Here is a 17,432-nt window from a genome sequence, read left to right on the forward strand (position 1 = left end):
GATGTCGATCTTCCTGAACGAGAACAGCAAGGTCATCGTGCAGGGGCTCACCGGCTCCGAAGGCATGAAGCACGCGACCAAGATGCTGAAGTCCGGCACCAACATCGTGGGTGGCGTCAACGCCCGCAAGGCCGGCCAGACCGTCACCATCGAGGGCAAGGACCTCAAGGTCTTCGGCACGGTCGAAGAGGCCATCAAGGAGACCGGCGCCGACGTGTCGGTCATCTTCGTGCCGCCGAAGTTCGCCAAGGACGCGGTGGTCGAGGCGATCGACGCCGAGATCCCGCTGGCCGTCGTCATCACCGAGGGCATCCCGGTGCACGACTCGGCCTACTTCTGGGCGCACGCCGTCGCGAAGGGCGGCACGACCCGGATCATCGGGCCGAACTGCCCCGGCGTGATCAGCCCCGGCAAGTCGAACGCCGGCATCATCCCGGCCGACATCTCCGGCCCGGGCCAGATCGGCCTCGTGTCGAAGTCCGGCACGCTGACCTACCAGATGATGTACGAGCTGCGGGACATCGGCTTCTCCACCGCGGTCGGCATCGGCGGTGACCCCATCATCGGCACCACGCACATCGACGCCCTCAAGGCGTTCGAGGCGGACCCCGAGACCAAGGTCATCGTGATGATCGGCGAGATCGGTGGCGACGCCGAAGAGCGCGCCGCGGCCTACATCAAGGACAACGTGACGAAGCCGGTCGTCGGTTACGTCGCGGGCTTCACCGCGCCCGAGGGCAAGACCATGGGCCACGCGGGCGCCATCGTGTCGGGCTCCTCCGGCACGGCGGCCGCGAAGAAGGAGGCCCTCGAGGCCGCCGGCGTCAAGGTCGGCAAGACCCCGAGCGAGACCGCCGTCCTCGCGCGTGAGCTGTACAACAACCTCGGCTGAGCACAGTGTCATCCGGGGCAAGCCCCCGGGCCGGGGGCCTGCCCCCGGACCCCGTGAAATTGCGGGGAGTAACCGCAGGTAGAGCCGGGCGTCGAACAGGCGCCCGGCTCTCTTGTGTTTCGGGACGAAACCTCCCGAGGTATTCACGCGTCTGATGGGCTGGTGGCCTGCGAGTGCGCTAGCGTTCTGCGCACACAAAGCCGCCTCGTCTTCCCCGGGTGTCCTCGTGCCCCGGAGTGCCGGTCGAACCGACAGGAGTGCATCCCGATGACCTTCCCCAGCGGTGGGCCTGGCTACCCCCAGCAGGGTGGCGGCCAGCAACCCCCCGGACCGCCGTCCAGTGGCTTCCCGGCGCAGCAGCCGCCGCACTCCCACCAGGCGCCCTCGGGCGCCGCGAGCCTCACGCAGAACCTGCCGCTGCTGCTCGCGCTGGGCGTCGCGCTGTTCGGTCTCGTGCAGTACTTCCTCGGCTTCTCCGAGGCCGGCGACGTCGGCCTCGGTGGCGTCTTCCTGCTGGGTGGCGGTCTGCTCGCCGGGATGCACGCGCTGCCGAAGGGGCCGAAGACGCTGCCGTTCGCGGCGCTGTTCAGCGTCCTCGGCGCGCTCTACGTCTTGGACGCGCTGGTCGGGATGCAGACTTCGCCCGGCATCGTCACCGTCATCCTGATCCTGGGGATCCTGCAGATGGTCGCCGCGGTCGGCGCGCTGCTCCTCGAGTACGACGTCGTCAAGCCGCCGGCGCCGAAGCCCGCCGCGCCGTCCTACGGCGGCCAGTACGGCGGCCAGCCCGGCCAGCAGCAGCAGTACGGCCAGCCCGGGCAGCCCGGGCAGCAGTACGGCCAGCAGCAGCCCGGACACGGGCCGGGCCCGGCCGGCCAGGGCGGGGAGCCGTCGGGGGCGCCGTTCTCGCAGGGCCAGTACGGCTCGCCGAACCCGCCGTCGACCACGCCGCCGCCGGGGCAGCAGGCCACGACGTACGCCCCGCAGCAGGGCTCGTTCTTCCAGCAGCCGCCGTCGGACAACCCGGGCACGCCGCCCGGGGGCTTCGGCAAGTCGAGCTGACGCAGTTCCCGAAGCACCCGCTGTGACGCTCTGTGTCACAGCGGGTGTTTTGCACTCCGGGATTACTCGACCGGGTGGGTTAGCTTCCCCACGCCGGCCGGCGGCGGCGTGGCTCACCCGGTCGGACCAGCGGGGATGTCAGGGTGCGGATCATGGACCTGCTCACCGACTCCCGTGAAGAGCCGGTGGGCGACCTCGAACCCGACGTCGTACTTTCCCGGGCGGCGCGGGTGCGGGTGTTGCTCGCCGCCGCCCTCGGCCCGCTGGTCACCGGCTACGCCGCCGTCGCGACCGTGCTGACGCTGGTGGCGCTCACCGCCCCGCGCACCGTCTTCTCCGGCACCGGCGTGCTGCTGGCCGCCGGGCCCGGCTGGCTCGCCGCGCACCAGGTCCGGCTCGACCTGGGCGTCCACCCGCTCGGCGTGCTGCCGTTGCTGCCGACGCTGGGCGCGCTCGCCCTGGCCGCGCGGACGGCGTCCGGCGCCGCCGTGCGCCTCGGCTGCCGGTCACCCCGCGAAGCGCTGTCGGTGTTCGTCACGATCACCGGCGCGCACGCGCTGTTCGGGCTCGTCATCGCGCTCTGCGCGCAGGGCTCGCCGGTGACGGCGAACCCGCTGGTCGCCTTCGCCGTGCCCGGGCTGCTCGCCGCGGCGGCCGCGGCGGTGGGCATCGTCCGGTGCTGCGGGCTGCCGGACTTCGTCGCCGAGCGTCTCGACCCCCTCGCCCTGCGCGGGGTCCGGGCCGGTGCGCTGGGCCTCGCGGTGCTGGTGGCCTGCGGCGCCGTGGTGTTCACCGTCGCGACCGCGCTGTCCTGGCGGACGGTGGCCGACATGTACGAGCCCGCGCTCGGCAGCAGCTTCGGGATGTTCCTGCTGTCGGTGCTGTACCTGCCGAACGCCGTGACGGCCGTGCTGTCGTTCGTCACCGGGCCCGGCTTCTCGATCGGCGACCTGAACGTCGGGATGTTCGGCTACCGCGGCGGTGCCGTTCCCGGCGTCCCGCTGCTGGGTGGCCTGCCCGAGCATCCCGCGACGTGGTGGCCGGCGCTCCTGGCACTGCCGGCGGCGACGGGCGTGCTCGTCGGCTGGACGCTGCGCAAGGTCGACGCGGACCCGGCGCAGCGCATCCGCGCGGTCGCGGTGGCCGGCGCGGTGGTCGCGCTCGGCTGCGTCCTGCTGGGCACGCTGTCCGGCGGGCGGCTCGGTGACGGCCCGTTCGACCCGGTGAGCGTCCCGGTCGGCGTCGCGTCGGTCGTCGCGTTCTGCTGGATCGTCATCCCGGGTTCGTTCGTCGCGTTCTTCACCGGCGAGCACGAGCCGCCGGCGCCGCCCGAAGCGCTCGAAGACAACGAAGCGTTCCAGGACGCCGAAGAGGTCGACGTCGATGAAGCAGCCGAAGCCGTCGAGGAACTCGAAGCGTCCGAAGAGGACGAAGCCACTGAAGAGCCCGAAGAAGCCGAGGAACCGGGCGAGGACGCTGCACTTTCACGTGAAAGTGCCGCCGTCGAGGACAGGGAGCTTTCCCGTGACAGCTCCGCCGGCGACGGCGAGGCTGTGACCGGAGGCACCGAGACCTGCGGCGACGTCGAGCCGGACGAGACCGACCGTTAGGGTTGACGAGACCTGGTGAAGCGCCGTGCGCCCGGCTGCGCACCGCCCGCGGCAAGGAGCCCGCTCTGTCTCAACGGTTGGACCTGCCCACTCCGGTGAAGCTCGTCGTCCTCGCGTCGGGTTCCGGCACCCTCCTGCAGGCGGTGCTGGACGCCACCGGGCGGTCCGGCTTCCCGGCCAAGGTCGTCGCCGTCGGCGCCGACCGCACCGGCATCGAGGCCCTGACCCGCGCCGAGCGCCTGAGCATCCCGTCGTTCGCGGTCCGCGTCGCCGACCACCCCGACCGCGCCGCCTGGGACAAGGCGCTGACCGAGGCCGTCGCGGCGTACCAACCCGACCTCGTGGTGTCCGCCGGGTTCATGAAGATCCTCGGCGAACAGTTCCTCGGCCGGTTCACGGTGGTCAACACGCACCCGGCGCTGCTCCCGTCGTTCCCCGGCATGCACGCGGTGCGCGACGCGCTCGAGGCCGGCGTCAAGGTCACCGGCTCGACCGTGCACTTCGCGGACGCCGGGGTCGACACCGGGCCGATCATCGCCCAGGAAGCGGTCGTCGTGGAGCACGACGACACCGAAGACGTCCTGCACGAACGGATCAAGGCCGTCGAACGCAGGCTGCTGGTGGAAACGATCGAGCGACTCGGCCGCGGTGGCTGCACCGTGGACGGACGAAAGGTGACATTTCGTGAGCACTGACCTGGGACGGCGCCCGGTCCGCCGGGCGCTGATCGGCGTCTCGGACAAGGCGGGCCTGCTGGACCTCGCGACGGGCCTGCACGCGGCCGGCGTCGAGATCGTGTCCACGGGCGGCACGGCGAAGGCCATCGCCGACGCGGGTGTCCCGGTCACGCCGGTCGAAGACGTCACCGGCTTCCCCGAGTCGCTCGATGGCCGCGTCAAGACGCTGCACCCGAACGTGCACGCCGGCCTGCTCGCCGACCAGGGCAACCCCGACCACGTCGAGCAGCTGCGCAAGCTGGACATCGCGGCGTTCGACCTGCTGGTCGTGAACCTGTACCCGTTCGAGCAGACCGTCGCCTCCGGCGCCAGCCCCGAGGACTGCGTCGAGAACATCGACATCGGCGGCCCGGCGATGGTCCGCGGCGCGGCGAAGAACCACGGCAGCGTCGCGGTCGTCGTCGACCCGGCCCGCTACGGCTGGGTCCTGGAGCGCGTCGCCGACGGTGGCTTCGACCTCGCCGACCGCAAGCGCCTCGCCGCGCAGGCGTACGCGCACACGGCGTCCTACGACATCGCCGTCGCTTCGTGGTTCTCCAACGTGTACGCGCCCGCGGACGACTCCGGCTTCCCCGACTTCTCCGGCGTCAGCTGGGAACGCGGGGAAGTGCTGCGCTACGGCGAGAACCCGCACCAGAGGGCCGCGCTGTACAAGGGGCACCGGGCCGGCCTGGCGCACGCCGAGCAGCTGCACGGCAAGGCCATGTCCTACAACAACTACGTCGACACCGACGCCGCCCGCCGCGCCGCCTTCGACTTCGACGCGCCGGCCGTCGCGATCATCAAGCACGCCAACCCGTGCGGCATCGCCGTCGGCACCGACATCGCCGAGGCGCACCGCAAGGCGCACGCGTGCGACCCGGTTTCGGCCTACGGCGGCGTCATCGCGACGAACCGGCCGGTCAGCCGCGAGGCCGCGGAGCAGATCGCCGAAGTCTTCACCGAGGTCGTGCTGGCGCCGGACTTCGACGCCGAAGCCCTGGAGATCCTGCAGCGCAAGAAGAACATCCGGCTGCTGAAGCTGCCGGAGATCGCGCCGTCGCCGGTCGAGTTCCGCCAGATCTCCGGCGGTGTGCTCGTGCAGACCGTCGACGCGATCAACGCGCCCGGCGACGCCCCGGCGAACTGGCAGCTGGCCACCGGCACCCCGGCCGACGAGCAGACCCTGCGCGACCTCGAGTTCGCGTGGCGCTCGCTGCGCTCGGTCAAGTCGAACGCGATCCTGCTCGCCGCGGACGGCGCGACCGTCGGCGTCGGCATGGGCCAGGTCAACCGCGTCGACTCGTCGCGGCTCGCGGTGTCGCGGGCGGGCGACCGGGCGAAGGGTTCGGTGGGCGCGTCCGACGCGTTCTTCCCGTTCCCGGACGGCCTGGAGGTGCTGGTCGAGGCGGGTGTGCGCGCGATCGTGCAGCCGGGCGGCTCGGTCCGCGACCCCGAGGTGATCGCGGCCGCGGAGAAGGCGGGCGTCACGATGTACCTGACGGGGACGCGCCACTTCGCGCACTAACCGCTTTCGGGGGCTCCGGGTGGCGGAGCCCCCGGCCTCGGGGCGAAGCCCCGGATGTCACTGACCCGCGCTTCGAGAGGGAGGGCTCGATGCAGCAACCACCGCCGTACGGACCGGGTCAGCCGGGGCAGCCGGGTTACGGGCCGCAGGGGCCGTATCCCCAGCAGCCCGGCTACCCGCCGCCCGGGTACCCGCTGGGACATCCGCAGCAGGGATATCCGCCCCCGGGCTACGGCGGGCCGATGCCGCCCCCGAAGAAGAAGCGGACCGGGCTGATCCTCGGGATCGCCGGTGCGGTGGTGGTGCTGCTCGGCGCGGGCATCCCGCTCGGCATCTTCGCGAGCGACTACTTCGCGAGCACCGGCGCGGCACCGTCGTCGTCGCCGGTGCCTGCCGAGTGCCAGGTCCCGGCGGCGGTGCTGGAGAAGGCGGGCTTCCCGAGCTTCGCGCTGGGCGGCCCGGGCACCGCGAACGTGCCCGGCTTGAAGCAGGTCAACTGCAGCTGGAAGCCCGGCCCCGACGAGAACGTCCGCGACGCCACCCTGAGCGTCCGGATCACGGGGTACTCCGGGGAGAACGCGCGGGATTCGGCGAACCACCTGTACCAGCCGATCGACCCGGCGGTCCCGCCGACCGAAGTGAAGGGCATCGGCGACAAGGCGGTGCTGGTCCGGCTGGTCACCAAGAGCGCGTTCAGCGGTGCCGAGCTGCACGTCATGAAGGGCACGACGGTCGTCATCGTCGAGGTGTCCGGCTGGGACAAGGGGTTCTTTTCGAACTCGCCGATGCCTCAGCAGGAGGCCGACGAAGCGGTGAAGGCGGTCGGCGCCGAGGTCGTCAAGAAGCTGGGGCGCTAGCGACGGCGCCGGTCACGCGGGCGCGGGCAGCGTCTTGCAGAGCGCGACCGGGAACTTCGGATCGGCCGCCCGGATCTCCGGGCAGCCGGCCGTCTTGACCTGCGCGAACGACGTCCAGCCCGTGTCGCTCCAGCGGAAGACCGCGCGGGCGGGCGGGTCGGTCTGGTGCACCAGCAGGTCGAGGACCAGCCACTCCGGGGCGCAGACGCGGGTGGTGCCCGCGTTCTGGGCGCCCGTCGCGGACACCGCGGCGCCGATCCAGGCGGGGTCGCAGTGGTCGGCGGGCGGGGCGCAGGTGCCCTGGGGCGCGCAGTGCCCCCAGCCGGCGCCGAGCTTGTGCCAGGCGTTGCCGTTGTCGCCGTTGAGGATCACGGTGCGGTCGGCGAGCGGGGTGGCCGTGGCCAGCAGCAGCTCGGCGCCCACCTTGTCCTGACAGCCGCCGGACGCGGGCCGGGTCGAGTAGACGACGTCGGCGCGGACGTCGGTCTTGGTCTCCACGACCTGTTCGATGCGCGGCTCCCGGACGCAGCCGGGGTCCTTGCCGGGCAGGGCGACCTGCACGAACAGGCTGGTTTCCTCCGGGCCGGGGCGGATCCCGGTGACGTCGGCGCGGAACGAGCGCCACTCCGCGCCCATCGTCGTCGGCCCGGGGGCCGCGGCCTTGGCGCCGGGCACCCCGCCGCCCGCCGTGAGCACGACGGCCAGCACCGCACCCGCGGCGACCAGCGCTCCGGCGACCCACAGAACCGGCCGTTTGGTCATCGCTCCACCCCCAGAAGTCCACCGGGGAATCTAGCCGACGCCGCAGCGTCAGGCGGGCGGACCGGGTTTTTACTGATCCGACCAAAAGCAGGCCGATCCCCGAGGGGCACGAAACCGTTGCTACTAAGGTCATTCGGCCGTGACTGTGGTCGGATCAGTAACGATCGGCACAGTAGCGCTGTGTGACTTCTTTCTCCAGGTACACCGCGCCGCTGATGTGGCCGCCGGCCTCGGGTGCGTCGGTGAGCCGGTAGCCGGCCCGCTGGTAGAGCGTGATGTTGCGGGTGCTGCGGGCACCGGTGAACAGGGCGAACCGGCGCGCCTCGGCGGGGACGTGCGATTCGGCGTGTTCGAGCAGCCTCCGGCCGAGCCCCCGGCCGGCGAGATCCGGCGCGACCATCAGCCTGCCGAGTTCCCAGCAGTCGCCTTCGAGGCGGGCGCGCACCGCGCCGACCAGCCGGTGGTCCTCCCGCAGGACCCACACCGACCAGGTCTTCGTCCAGTCGCGGATGTCCTCGAGGGTTTCGTGCAGCGCGGGGATGTCGAGGGTGTCGTTGAGGACGGCCTCCTGGACCCAGCAGCAGCGTTGCAGGACGAGCAGTTCCGGGCAGTCTTCGGGCCGGACTTCGGTGAGCTCCACGTGGATCTGTCTAGCGATCGGGGCTCGGCGCGGGCAACTTCATTACCTTGGCGGGGTGACCGGTCTGCTGTGTGCCGCCCTGGATGCCCCTGGATACGCCCCGCTGCCTTCGAGGGCACGAGAGCTGGTGGAGACGCTCGGTGCGCCGCCGCGGCTGGGCGCGCACCTGCGCGTGGTGCACGACGTCGCGCTTTCCCTGACCGGCTGGGCGGCGCAGCGCGTTTCGTTCGATGCGGCCGCGGTGCTCTTCGGTGCGGCCACGCACGACATCGGGAAGATCCTGCACCCGGCGGAGCTGTCCGGTCCGGGGTCGGCGCACGAGCCCGCCGGGTACGCGTTGCTGGTGTCGCACGGGGTCTCCGAGGACCTCGCGCGCTTCGCGCGGACGCACGGTTCTTGGTCCGCTCCGGACATCACGGGCGAGGACCTGCTCGTCAGCCTGGCGGACAAAGTGTGGAAGGCGAAGCGGGTGCCGGACCTGGAGGAACGGGTCATCGCCTGGCTCGGCGGCCCGGCGTGGGAGACGTTCATGGCCCTGGACGACGAGCTCTCGCGGATCGCTTCGGAGGCCGATTCGCGGCTGGCGTTCCAGGGTTCGTACCCCACTAGTGGGTGACTTGACACCTCGGGAGGTTCGCGGTTGACTTGTCCATGTCGAACAGGTGTTCGACATGGAACCGCCGCCTTCCCCGCGGCGAACCAGTGCCGTCGGTCGTGTTTTGGGAGAGGCCCGACCGCCGGCCTAGTCCGTGGTGGGGAGGTGCGTGCGGTGACCGCTGTGGTGGAGCCGCCGGTGGCCCGGCTGGCGGCCTTGCCCGGGGTCAGCACGGCGAGCCGGGTCGCGGCCCAGGCCGAGCGCGCGCGGGCGGCGGGGAAGGTGCTCCCGGTCGTCCCGGCGCTCGCCGGGCTGCTGCCCGCCGCCGGGCTCCGGCGCGGGAGCACGGTGGCGGTCCACGGGGGGACGTCGCTGCTGTTCGCGCTGCTCGCCGAGGCCACGGCCGCCGGGTCGTGGGCAGCCGTGGTCGGCATGCCGTCGCTGGGGCTGGCGGCGGCGGCCGAGTACGGCGTGGACCTCGGCCGGGTGGCGCTGGTCCCGCGTCCGGGCGCGGAGCTCCCGGCGGTGGTCGCGGCCTTGCTCGACGGCGTGGACCTGGTGGCGGTCAACGCGGAGAAGGTGCAGGCAGCCGTGGCGCGGCGGTTGTCGGCCCGGGCCCGGCACCGCGGGGCGGTGCTGCTGGCGACCGGCGGGTGGCCGGGAGCGGACGTCGAGCTGTCGTGCCGGTTCTCGGCGTGGTCCGGTCTGTCGGACGGTTACGGCCACCTGCGTGAGCGCCGGGTGGAGGTCAGGGTCCACGGCCGCGGCGCGGCGGCCCGCCCGGCCTCGGCTTCGTTCGCGCTGCCCGGCCCGGCCGGCTCGATCACTCCCGCGGCTCGTGGCCTCGCGGTCCACTCGGAGGCCACCGCATGACCCTCCGTCCAATCTGCACCCCCACCAACCAGCCCACGCCCACGTGTCGTCCACCCAGGTCCGCGTGTCGTCCGCGCAATCACGCGAGCCGACCCTCCAATCACACGAGCCGACCCTCTGGGTACGCGAGCCGACCGTCCAGGTACGCGGGTCGCTCCTCTGAACACACGAGTCGGCTCTCGGATCACGTGAGCGGACCTGCCGGGCACCCGAGTCGACTCTCTGGGTACGTGAGCCGACCCTCCGGGCACGTGAGCCGACCCTCTGAGTGCGTGAGCCGACCCTCCAGGAACCCGAGTCGACCCCTCGCCGATGTTCGCTACCCGCGCGGGGAGGCCGCATGACCGTCCCCGCGCAACGGCGTTCCTCCGACCTGCCCACCCGGATGCTCGTCCTCTGGTGCCCGGATTGGCCGGTCGTCGCCGCCGCGGCTGTCGGCGGTGTTGCCGTCACCGCGCCCGCCGCCGTTTTCAGCGCGAACCGCGTTGTCGCCAGCAATGCCGCCGCCCGGCGGAACGGTGTCCGGCGGGGGATGCGGCGGCGGGAGGCGCAGTCGAACTGTCCGGACCTGGCCGTCTTCGCCGCCGACGACGGCCGGGACGCGCGCCTCTTCGAGGCCGTCGCGAGGGCGGTCGAGGCGCTCGTTGTCGGGGTCGAGGTCGTGCGGCCGGGGCTCGTCGCCGTCCCCGTCGCCGGTGCCGCCGGGTACTTCGGCGGGGAACACGCCCTCGTCGAGCGGCTCGTCGACGAAGTGTCCGCCGCGGCGGGCGTGGAATGCCAGGTCGGCGTGGCCGAAGGACTCTTCGCCGCGACGCTTGCCGCCCGGTGCGGGACGTTCGTCGAGCCCGAGCCCGAGCGCGTCGCCGAATTCCTCGCCCCGCTGCCCATCACCGAACTCGACCAGCCGGGCGCCGAGCGCGCGGAGCTCGTCGACCTGCTGCGCCGGCTCGGTTTGCGGACGCTCGGCGCCTTCGCGGAACTACCGGAGCGCGACGTCGTCAACCGCTTCGGCGCCGCCGGCGTCCTCGCCCACCGGCTGGCGCGGGGCCGCTCCGAACGCCCGCCGCTGCGCCGGCGCCCACCGCCCGAGCTGACGCTGACCGAGGAGTTCGACCCGGTCGTCGAGCGGGTCGACGTCGCGGCGTTCCTCGCCAAGAACCTCGCGACGCGGTTCTGCGCCGGACTGGCGGGCCACGGCCTGGCCTGCACCCGGCTCGGCATCTACGCGGTCACCGAAGAGGGCGAACACCTCGGCCGCGCGTGGCGGTGCGCGGAACCGCTGACGCCCGCCGGCGTCGCCGATCGCGTGCGCTGGCAGTTCGAAGGCTGGCTGCGCGCGGCGCCGGGCCAGCGTCCGACTTCCGGTGTGGTGCGGCTGCGGCTGGAACCCGAGGAGATCGTCGAAGGGCGGTCGCTGCAGCTCGACTTGTGGCAGAACGGCGGTTCCGACGAGGACGACGAACGCGCGGCGCGGGCGTTCGTGCGGGTCCAGGGGCTGCTCGGCCCGGAGGGGGTGGTGACGCCGTTGCTCGACGGCGGCCGTGATCCGGCGGGCCGCGTCCGGCTGGTGCCCTGGGGCGACCCGCGCGAGCGGACGGCGCCGGCGGACGCGACGTGGCCGGGGCGGCTGCCGGCACCGTCCCCGGCGACGGTCCTCGATCGCCCGGTGCCGGCCCAGGTCTTCGACGCCGAAGGCAGGCCGGTGGGCATCACGGCGCGCGAGCAGCTCACGGCCGTCCCGCGCGGGCTGAGCATCACCGGCGGCGCGCCCAGGGAGGTCGTGGGGTGGGCGGGGCCGTGGCCGCTGGCGGGCGACCGCCGAAGACCGGGCCCGCCGCGGGCGCGGCTGCAACTGCTGGTCGCGGGCGAGCCGGACGACCCGCCCGACGCGGTGCTGGTGCACTGCGCGGGCACGGAAAATCCACTGTGGACGGTCGAGGGAGTGTACGACTGAGCATGGACGAGGACTACGCACGAAAGCTCCGGGCCTGGCTGCGCGCCGAACCGGAGGCCACGCCCCGCCAGGCCGAAGAGGAGCGCGAGTGGCTGCGCGACGTGCCGGCGCCGCACCCTGACCCGCAAAGGTGGACGGTGCGAGGACAGCTGCCCGCCGCCCAACCCGAAGCCGACGACGAGTGGGTGTGCCCGGTGATCGAGCTGCCTGTTCCGCGCTCGTCGAAGGAGAACGGCTGCCGCATGAGCGGGGCCGACGCCCGCAGCCGCCGGAGTCACCCGTCGGGACGACCGCCGGAGGGAACCGCGGATCAGCACGGCATGAGCGACGCCGAGGCTCGGAGCCGCCGGAATCACCCATCAGGTCGGCTTGGCAAGGAAACCGCCGAGCCGCGACCTCTCGGCGATACCGAAGCTCGCAGCCCCTGGAATCACTCGCTGGTGCAGTCGTCGGAGGGAGTCGCGGATCAGCGTGGCATGAGCGAAGCCGAAGCACAGAGCCGCCGGAATCACCCATCAGGTCGGCTTGGCGAGGAACCCGCCGAGCCCCGCCGTCTCAGCGAAGCCGAAGCCCGCAGCCGCTGGAACCACCCCAGCAACTGGCACCGCCGCCGCCGGGAAGAGCAAGCCCTTCCGCACCACGAAGAACGCGAGCCCGGGAGCCACTGAATGGGCTGGAACAACCCACCCGTCCGCTGGAAGGACCTCGCCCGCACCCTCGCCGGCGGGGTGCCTCCCGGAGACCACGGTGACAGCCCCGCCTGGGGCCGGAAGCGCGAGGCCTACCAACGGCCGCAAAACCTTCCCACCCGGCGCAACGACGACGGCGGCGAGACCGTCCGCGTCCCCTACGCCGAGCTGCACTGCCACTCCAACTTCAGCTTCCTCGACGGCGCCAGCCATCCCGAAGAGCTCGTCGAAGAAGCCGCGCGCCTGCAGCTCGACGCCATCGCCCTCACCGACCACGACGGCATGTACGGCGTCGTCCGGTTCGCCGAGGCCGCGCGGGAACTCGGCGTCAACACCGTCTTCGGCACCGAGCTCAGCTTCGGCCTCCGGAACCCGCAGAACGGCGTCGCCGACCCCGAAGGCGAGCACCTGCTGCTGCTCGCCCGCGGCGATCAGGGCTACCGGGCCCTCTGCCGCGCCATTACTGCCGGCCAGATCCACGAAGACGCCGAAAAGGGCAAGCCGATCTACGACCTCGGCGCGGTCGCCGAGGAGGTCGCCGGGCAGTGCGTCGTCCTCACTGGCTGCCGCAAGGGCGCGGTGCGCTCCGCCCTCGTCACGCACGGCCCGGCGGCCGCCGCGGAGAAACTGAGAGAACTCACCGACCGCTTCGGCCAGGACAACGTCTACGTCGAGCTCACCGACCACCGCCAGCCGCTCGACAGCACCCACAACGACGTCCTGACGCAGCTCGCCGAGGACCTGCACCTTCCGACCGTGGCCACCACCGCCGCGCACTACGCCCGGCCGGAACGCGCCCCGCTCGCCGACGCGCTCGCCGCCATCCGCGCGCGCCGCGGCATCGACGAGCTGGAAGGCTGGCTGCCCGCGGCCGGGACGGCGTTCCTCCGCAGCGGCGCCGAAATGGACGTCCTGTTCCGGCGCTACCCCGGCGCCGTCCGCCGCTCCGCCCTCCTGGGCATGGAATGCGCTTTCCCGCTCGAGCTGATCGCCCCCAAGCTGCCGCCCTTCGACGTCCCCGAGGGCCACACCGAGGCGACCTTCCTCCGCGAACTCACCCGCGAAGGAGCGAAGGAACGCTTCGGTGGCAAAGAACACGAAGAGAAGGCAAAAGCTCAGATCGAGCACGAGCTCGAGATCATCGAGGAGCTCGGCTTCCCCGGGTACTTCCTGATCGTCTGGGACATCGTGCGGTTCTGCAACGACCACAACATCCTTTGCCAGGGACGGGGTTCGGCCGCGAACTCGGCCGTCTGCTACGCGCTCGGCATCACGAAGGTCGACTCGGTGGCCAACAAGCTGCTCTTCGAACGCTTCCTCGCCCCGGACCGCGACGGCTACCCCGACATCGACCTCGACATCGAGTCCGACCGGCGCGAGGAGGCCATCCAGTACGTCTTCGAGAAGCACGGCCGCCTCCGCACGGCCCAGGTCGCGAACGTGGTCACCTACCGCGCCCGGTCCGCCGTCCGCGACGCCGCGAGAGCGCTGGGCTACTCGCCGGGCCAGCAGGACGCCTGGAGCAAGCAGATCGATCGCTGGGGATCGTTGCGCAGCACCGAAAAGGACCACGACCACGACATCCCGGACGACGTCGTCCAGCTCGCCTTCGCGCTCGAGGACTTCCCGCGCCACCTGGGCATCCACTCCGGCGGGATGGTCATGTGCCACGAGCCGGTGAGCCAGGTCGTGCCGGTCGAGTGGGCGCGGATGGCCGACCGCAGCGTCATCCAGTGGGAGAAGGAGGACTGCGCCGCCGCCGGGCTCGTCAAGTTCGACCTGCTCGGCCTCGGCATGCTCTCGGCGCTGCACTACATGCTCGACCTCGTCGAGGACTACAAGGGCGAGAAGATCGACCTCGCCGAGCTGGACCTCACCGACCAGAACATCTACGGCATGCTCTGCCGCGCGGACGCGATCGGCGTGTTCCAGGTCGAGAGCCGCGCGCAGCTGGCCACGCTGCCGAGACTGCGACCCACGGAGTTCTACGACCTCGCGGTCGAGGTGGCGCTGATCCGGCCCGGCCCGATCCAGGGCGGCTCGGTGCACCCGTACATCCGCCGCAAGCAGGGGATCGAGAAGTGGGACTACGACCACCCGCTGCTGGAAAACGCGCTCCACAAGACCAAAGGCGTGCCGCTGTTCCAAGAACAGATGATGCAGATCGCCTTGGACGTCGCGAACTTCACCGCGGCGGAGGCCGACCAGCTGCGTCACGCGATGGGGTCGAAGCGTTCGGACCGGAAGATGGACCGGCTGCGCCAGCGGTTCCTCGAAGGCGCCGCCGCGAACGGTGTCGAGGCCGAGCTGGCGCAGAAGATCTTCCTGAAGCTCAAGGCGTTCGCGAACTTCGGCTTCCCGGAGAGCCACGCGCTGAGCTTCGCGCACCTCGTGTTTTCGAGCGCCTACTTCAAGTACTACCACCCGGACGCGTTCCTGGCGGGCCTGCTGCGCGCGCAGCCGATGGGCTTCTACTCGCCGCAGTCGCTGGTCGCCGACGCGCGGCGCCACGGCGTCACCGTGCACGGCCCGGACATCAACCGCAGCCTCCCGCACGCCACCCTCGAATCGAACACCGCGGAGGCGGGCACCGGGAAGTACCACGACGTCCGCACCGGGCTGAGCACCGTCCGGATGATCGGGGAGGACGTCGCGAAGCGGATCGTGGCCGAGCGGGAGGCGAACGGCGACTTCACCGACATGGCCGACGTCGCCCGCCGCGTGCGGCTGAAGACCCCGCAGATCGAGGCGCTGGCCACGGCCGGCGCGTTCGCCGGCTTCGGCGGCGACCGCCGGCAGGCGCTGTGGACCGCGGGTGCCGTCGCCGGGGAACGCCCGGAGAAGCTGCCGGGCCTGGTCGGCGGCCCGGCCCCGGTGCTGCCCGGGATGGACGGCCTCGACCTCGCGGCGGCGGACGTCTGGGCGACCGGAGTCTCGCCGGACAGCTATCCGACCGAGTTCATCCGCGACCGCCTCGACGCGCTCGGCGTCGTCCCGGCGAACGGCCTGGCCGACCTCGACGACGGCGCGCGCGTGCTGATCGGCGGCGCCGTCACGCACCGGCAACGCCCGGCGACGGCGGGTGGGGTCACCTTCCTCAACATCGAGGACGAGACGGGGATGGTCAACGTGATCTGCACGCTCGGGCTGTGGCAGCGCTACCACCGCGTCGCGCGCGCGAGCCCGGCGCTGCTGATCCGCGGGGTGGTGGAGAAGGCCGACGGCGTGGTCAGCGTCCTCGCCGACCGCGTCGAGGCGCTCCCGATGCGCATCAAGGCGAAATCCCGGGACTTCAGGTGAGGGGACGCCGCACGATCGTGACGATCTCCGGGCTCTCGTCCGTCACCGGCGTGCGGTCCCAGTAGCCGTACTGCTCGTCGACGACCAGCCCGGCCTCCGCGACGAACTCGTCCAGGGAAGGGACGTCGAGGAACCGCAGTGTGCTCTCGCTGTACCGCGGCGCGTCCCAGTTCGGGCTTTCGTACGTCGTCGTGAAGCTGACGTACCCGTCTTCGAACGGCCCGGCGTCGTTCCACGACCGCACCTCGCCGGCTTCCCAGACGTTCGACGGCGTCCAGCGCTCCCAGCCACGCGCCGCCGGGTTGCGGGTGTCGAAGCCGAACCGGCCGCCGGGTTTCAGGGCGCGCCGGATCGCCGAGAACGCCGTCCGCAGCTCCTCGTCGGTCAGCAGCACCTGGAACGCGTGCCCGGTCATCACGGCGAAGTCGAACTCGCTGTCCCAGGTGGCGGTCGACAAATCGCCGTGCACCCACTCGACGTCGTCCCGCCGGCGGGCCTGGATGAGCATGCCCTCGGCGGGATCGAGGCCGACGAGCCGTCCTGAGTGGCCGGACTCGCGCGCCCAGTGCAGCAGGGAGCCCGTGCCGCAGCCCACGTCGAGCACCGACTCCGCGGCCATGATCATCGGCAGGTAGAACGCGAAGTCGCCGCTGCTCTCCCGCGGGTTCATGGCGTCGTACAGCGAGGCGAGGTAGGGATCGACGTAGTCGTGGTCCGGCACGGTCGTCACCGTAGTGAGCGGGCCGGGAAAGCTCACGTCGTTTTCGGAGCCGGGGCGAGCGGTCAAGAACTGTCCTATTTCACCCTTACCGTCGGGGACCGCACCTGACCGAGGAGGAAACATGGTTCCCGACGGCTACACGACGGTCACGCCGTGGATCATCGGCCCCGACACCGCCGGCCTGCTCGGCTTCTTGAAGCAGGCCTTCGACGCCGAAGAGCTCGGCCGCGTCGTCGGCGAGGACGGGAAGATCGGCCACGCGGAGGTCCGCATCGGCGACGCGGTCGTGATGGCGTTCGACTCGCCGGACGACTGGGCGGACACCCCGGCCTACCTGCGGCTGTACGTGCCGGACAGCGAAGAGACCCAGCGGCGCGCGGTCGAAGCCGGCGCTACCGAGGTCACCCGGCAGACGGTGCTGTTCTTCGGCGACCGCGTCGGCCGGGTGCGGGATCCGTTCGGCAACCTGTGGTGGATCCAGACCCGGCTGGAGAACCTGGACGAAGCCGAGATGGCGCGCCGCGCGCAGCTGCCCGAGTACCTCGAGGCGATGGCCTACGTCCAGGGCGCGGACCTGGTCAACGGCCGTCCATAGTGGACGGTTGCGACCGCGTGCCGCCGGTGTGGCACCCTGGGGCCGTGCTGGAAACCGGGGAGGACTACCGCGAAGCGGTGTTGTCCGGGCAGTGGTGGGAAAAGCGCCGGTTCACCGGGTGCGACTTCACGGGGGCGGACCTGAGCGGGCTGCGCACGCGCGGCTGCACCTTCGACGACTGCGTGTTCAGCCGGGCCGATCTGTCGCGCTCGCGGCACGACGCGTCCGCGTTCCGTTCGTGCACCTTCGACCGCTCGGTGCTCGTCGAAAGCCGCTGGACGTCGTGCTCGCTGCTCGGCTCGTCATTCGCCGAGTGCGGGTTCGCCGGCATCGCCCTCACCGAGTGCGACCTCTCGCTGGCGTCGTTCGCGAAGGCGCGGCTGCGCAAGCTGGGCCTGTCCGGGCTGCGGCTGCGCGAAGCCAACCTGACCGAGGCCGACCTCGCCGGCGCCGATCTGCGCGGCAGCGACCTGACCGGCGCCCGCCTCCAGGCCGCGAAGCTCGACGGCGCGGACCTGCGCGGCGCGCGTCTCGACGCGAACGCCCTGGTCCAGGCCGATCTGCGAGGTGCCGAGGTCGACGTGGAGACGGCCATCGCCTTCGCCGCCGCCCACGGGCTCGTCATCCGCTGAAAAGTC

Annotated in this window: 16 protein-coding genes; 13 read left to right on the forward strand and 3 right to left on the reverse strand. The window is 71.9% G+C overall.

Going from position 1 to position 17,432, the window contains the following annotated elements; all coding sequences use genetic code 11:
* Position 1 precedes the first annotated feature (1 nt).
* From sucD to ACZ4TR_RS44860, 6 genes are all read left to right on the forward strand, one after another.
* Positions 2-892 (forward strand): succinate--CoA ligase subunit alpha, encoded by an 891-nt coding sequence (sucD, locus tag ACZ4TR_RS44835; RefSeq protein WP_465294672.1) that lies wholly within the window; start codon positions 2-4, stop codon positions 890-892.
* A 267-nt stretch (positions 893-1,159) separates the two neighbouring features.
* Positions 1,160-1,954 carry a DUF5336 domain-containing protein gene (locus ACZ4TR_RS44840; protein ID WP_465294674.1) on the forward strand — a complete coding sequence of 265 codons (795 nt, stop codon included), beginning with the start codon at positions 1,160-1,162 and terminating at the stop codon, positions 1,952-1,954.
* 143 nt (positions 1,955-2,097) lie between these two features.
* Positions 2,098-3,564, forward strand: a complete 1,467-nt coding sequence (locus tag ACZ4TR_RS44845) for a cell division protein PerM (RefSeq protein ID WP_465294676.1) — start codon at positions 2,098-2,100, stop codon at positions 3,562-3,564.
* A 77-nt stretch (positions 3,565-3,641) separates the two neighbouring features.
* Positions 3,642-4,259 (forward strand): phosphoribosylglycinamide formyltransferase, encoded by a 618-nt coding sequence (gene purN / locus ACZ4TR_RS44850; protein WP_364518118.1) that lies wholly within the window; start codon positions 3,642-3,644, stop codon positions 4,257-4,259.
* The gene (purH, locus tag ACZ4TR_RS44855; protein WP_465294678.1) at positions 4,249-5,808 is read left to right on the forward strand and encodes a bifunctional phosphoribosylaminoimidazolecarboxamide formyltransferase/IMP cyclohydrolase; all 1,560 of its coding nucleotides are present in this window, start codon (positions 4,249-4,251) and stop codon (positions 5,806-5,808) included. Before purN ends, purH begins: the two co-directional genes overlap by 11 nt.
* A gap of 89 nt (positions 5,809-5,897) precedes the next feature.
* Complete coding sequence (locus ACZ4TR_RS44860; RefSeq protein WP_465294680.1) at positions 5,898-6,665, forward strand: hypothetical protein; 768 nt, start codon at positions 5,898-5,900, stop codon at positions 6,663-6,665.
* Positions 6,666-6,677: 12 nt separating this feature from the next.
* Here ACZ4TR_RS44860 and ACZ4TR_RS44865 read toward each other — a convergent pair whose 3' ends face one another.
* Together ACZ4TR_RS44865 and ACZ4TR_RS44870 are read right to left on the reverse strand one after the other, a co-directional pair.
* Positions 6,678-7,427, reverse strand: a complete 750-nt coding sequence (locus ACZ4TR_RS44865; RefSeq protein WP_364518112.1) for a hypothetical protein — start codon at positions 7,425-7,427, stop codon at positions 6,678-6,680.
* A gap of 154 nt (positions 7,428-7,581) precedes the next feature.
* A complete protein-coding gene (locus ACZ4TR_RS44870; RefSeq protein ID WP_465294682.1) occupies positions 7,582-8,067 on the reverse strand; it encodes a GNAT family N-acetyltransferase in 486 nt (161 codons plus the stop codon).
* A gap of 55 nt (positions 8,068-8,122) precedes the next feature.
* Here ACZ4TR_RS44870 and ACZ4TR_RS44875 point away from each other — a divergent pair, with 55 nt between their 5' ends.
* The 5 genes from ACZ4TR_RS44875 (at position 8,123) to ACZ4TR_RS44895 (ending at position 15,478) form a co-directional block, all read left to right on the forward strand.
* On the forward strand, positions 8,123-8,683 hold the full coding sequence (locus ACZ4TR_RS44875; protein WP_465294684.1) for an HD domain-containing protein: 561 nt from the start codon (positions 8,123-8,125) through the stop codon (positions 8,681-8,683).
* A gap of 153 nt (positions 8,684-8,836) precedes the next feature.
* Entirely contained in the window at positions 8,837-9,535 is a 699-nt protein-coding gene (locus tag ACZ4TR_RS44880) for a hypothetical protein (RefSeq protein ID WP_465294686.1), read from the forward strand.
* A gap of 340 nt (positions 9,536-9,875) precedes the next feature.
* Positions 9,876-11,489: a DNA polymerase Y family protein gene (locus tag ACZ4TR_RS44885; RefSeq protein ID WP_465294688.1), complete on the forward strand. Its 1,614-nt coding sequence runs from the start codon at positions 9,876-9,878 to the stop codon at positions 11,487-11,489.
* A 2-nt stretch (positions 11,490-11,491) separates the two neighbouring features.
* The gene (locus ACZ4TR_RS44890) at positions 11,492-12,157 is read left to right on the forward strand and encodes a hypothetical protein (RefSeq protein ID WP_465294690.1); all 666 of its coding nucleotides are present in this window, start codon (positions 11,492-11,494) and stop codon (positions 12,155-12,157) included.
* Positions 12,158-15,478 (forward strand): error-prone DNA polymerase, encoded by a 3,321-nt coding sequence (locus tag ACZ4TR_RS44895; RefSeq protein WP_465294692.1) that lies wholly within the window; start codon positions 12,158-12,160, stop codon positions 15,476-15,478.
* Here ACZ4TR_RS44895 and ACZ4TR_RS44900 read toward each other — a convergent pair.
* Positions 15,471-16,199 (reverse strand): class I SAM-dependent methyltransferase, encoded by a 729-nt coding sequence (locus tag ACZ4TR_RS44900; RefSeq protein ID WP_465294694.1) that lies wholly within the window; start codon positions 16,197-16,199, stop codon positions 15,471-15,473. The genes ACZ4TR_RS44895 and ACZ4TR_RS44900 overlap by 8 nt on opposite strands.
* 121 nt (positions 16,200-16,320) lie before the next feature.
* Between ACZ4TR_RS44900 and ACZ4TR_RS44905 the strand changes: the two genes are divergently transcribed.
* Entirely contained in the window at positions 16,321-16,794 is a 474-nt protein-coding gene (locus ACZ4TR_RS44905) for a VOC family protein (RefSeq protein ID WP_465294696.1), read from the forward strand.
* Between the two features lie 44 nt (positions 16,795-16,838).
* Positions 16,839-17,426, forward strand: a complete 588-nt coding sequence (locus ACZ4TR_RS44910) for a pentapeptide repeat-containing protein (protein ID WP_465294698.1) — start codon at positions 16,839-16,841, stop codon at positions 17,424-17,426.
* Positions 17,427-17,432 lie beyond the last annotated feature (6 nt).

The sequence above is a fragment of the Amycolatopsis sp. NPDC028719 genome (assembly GCF_055565395.1).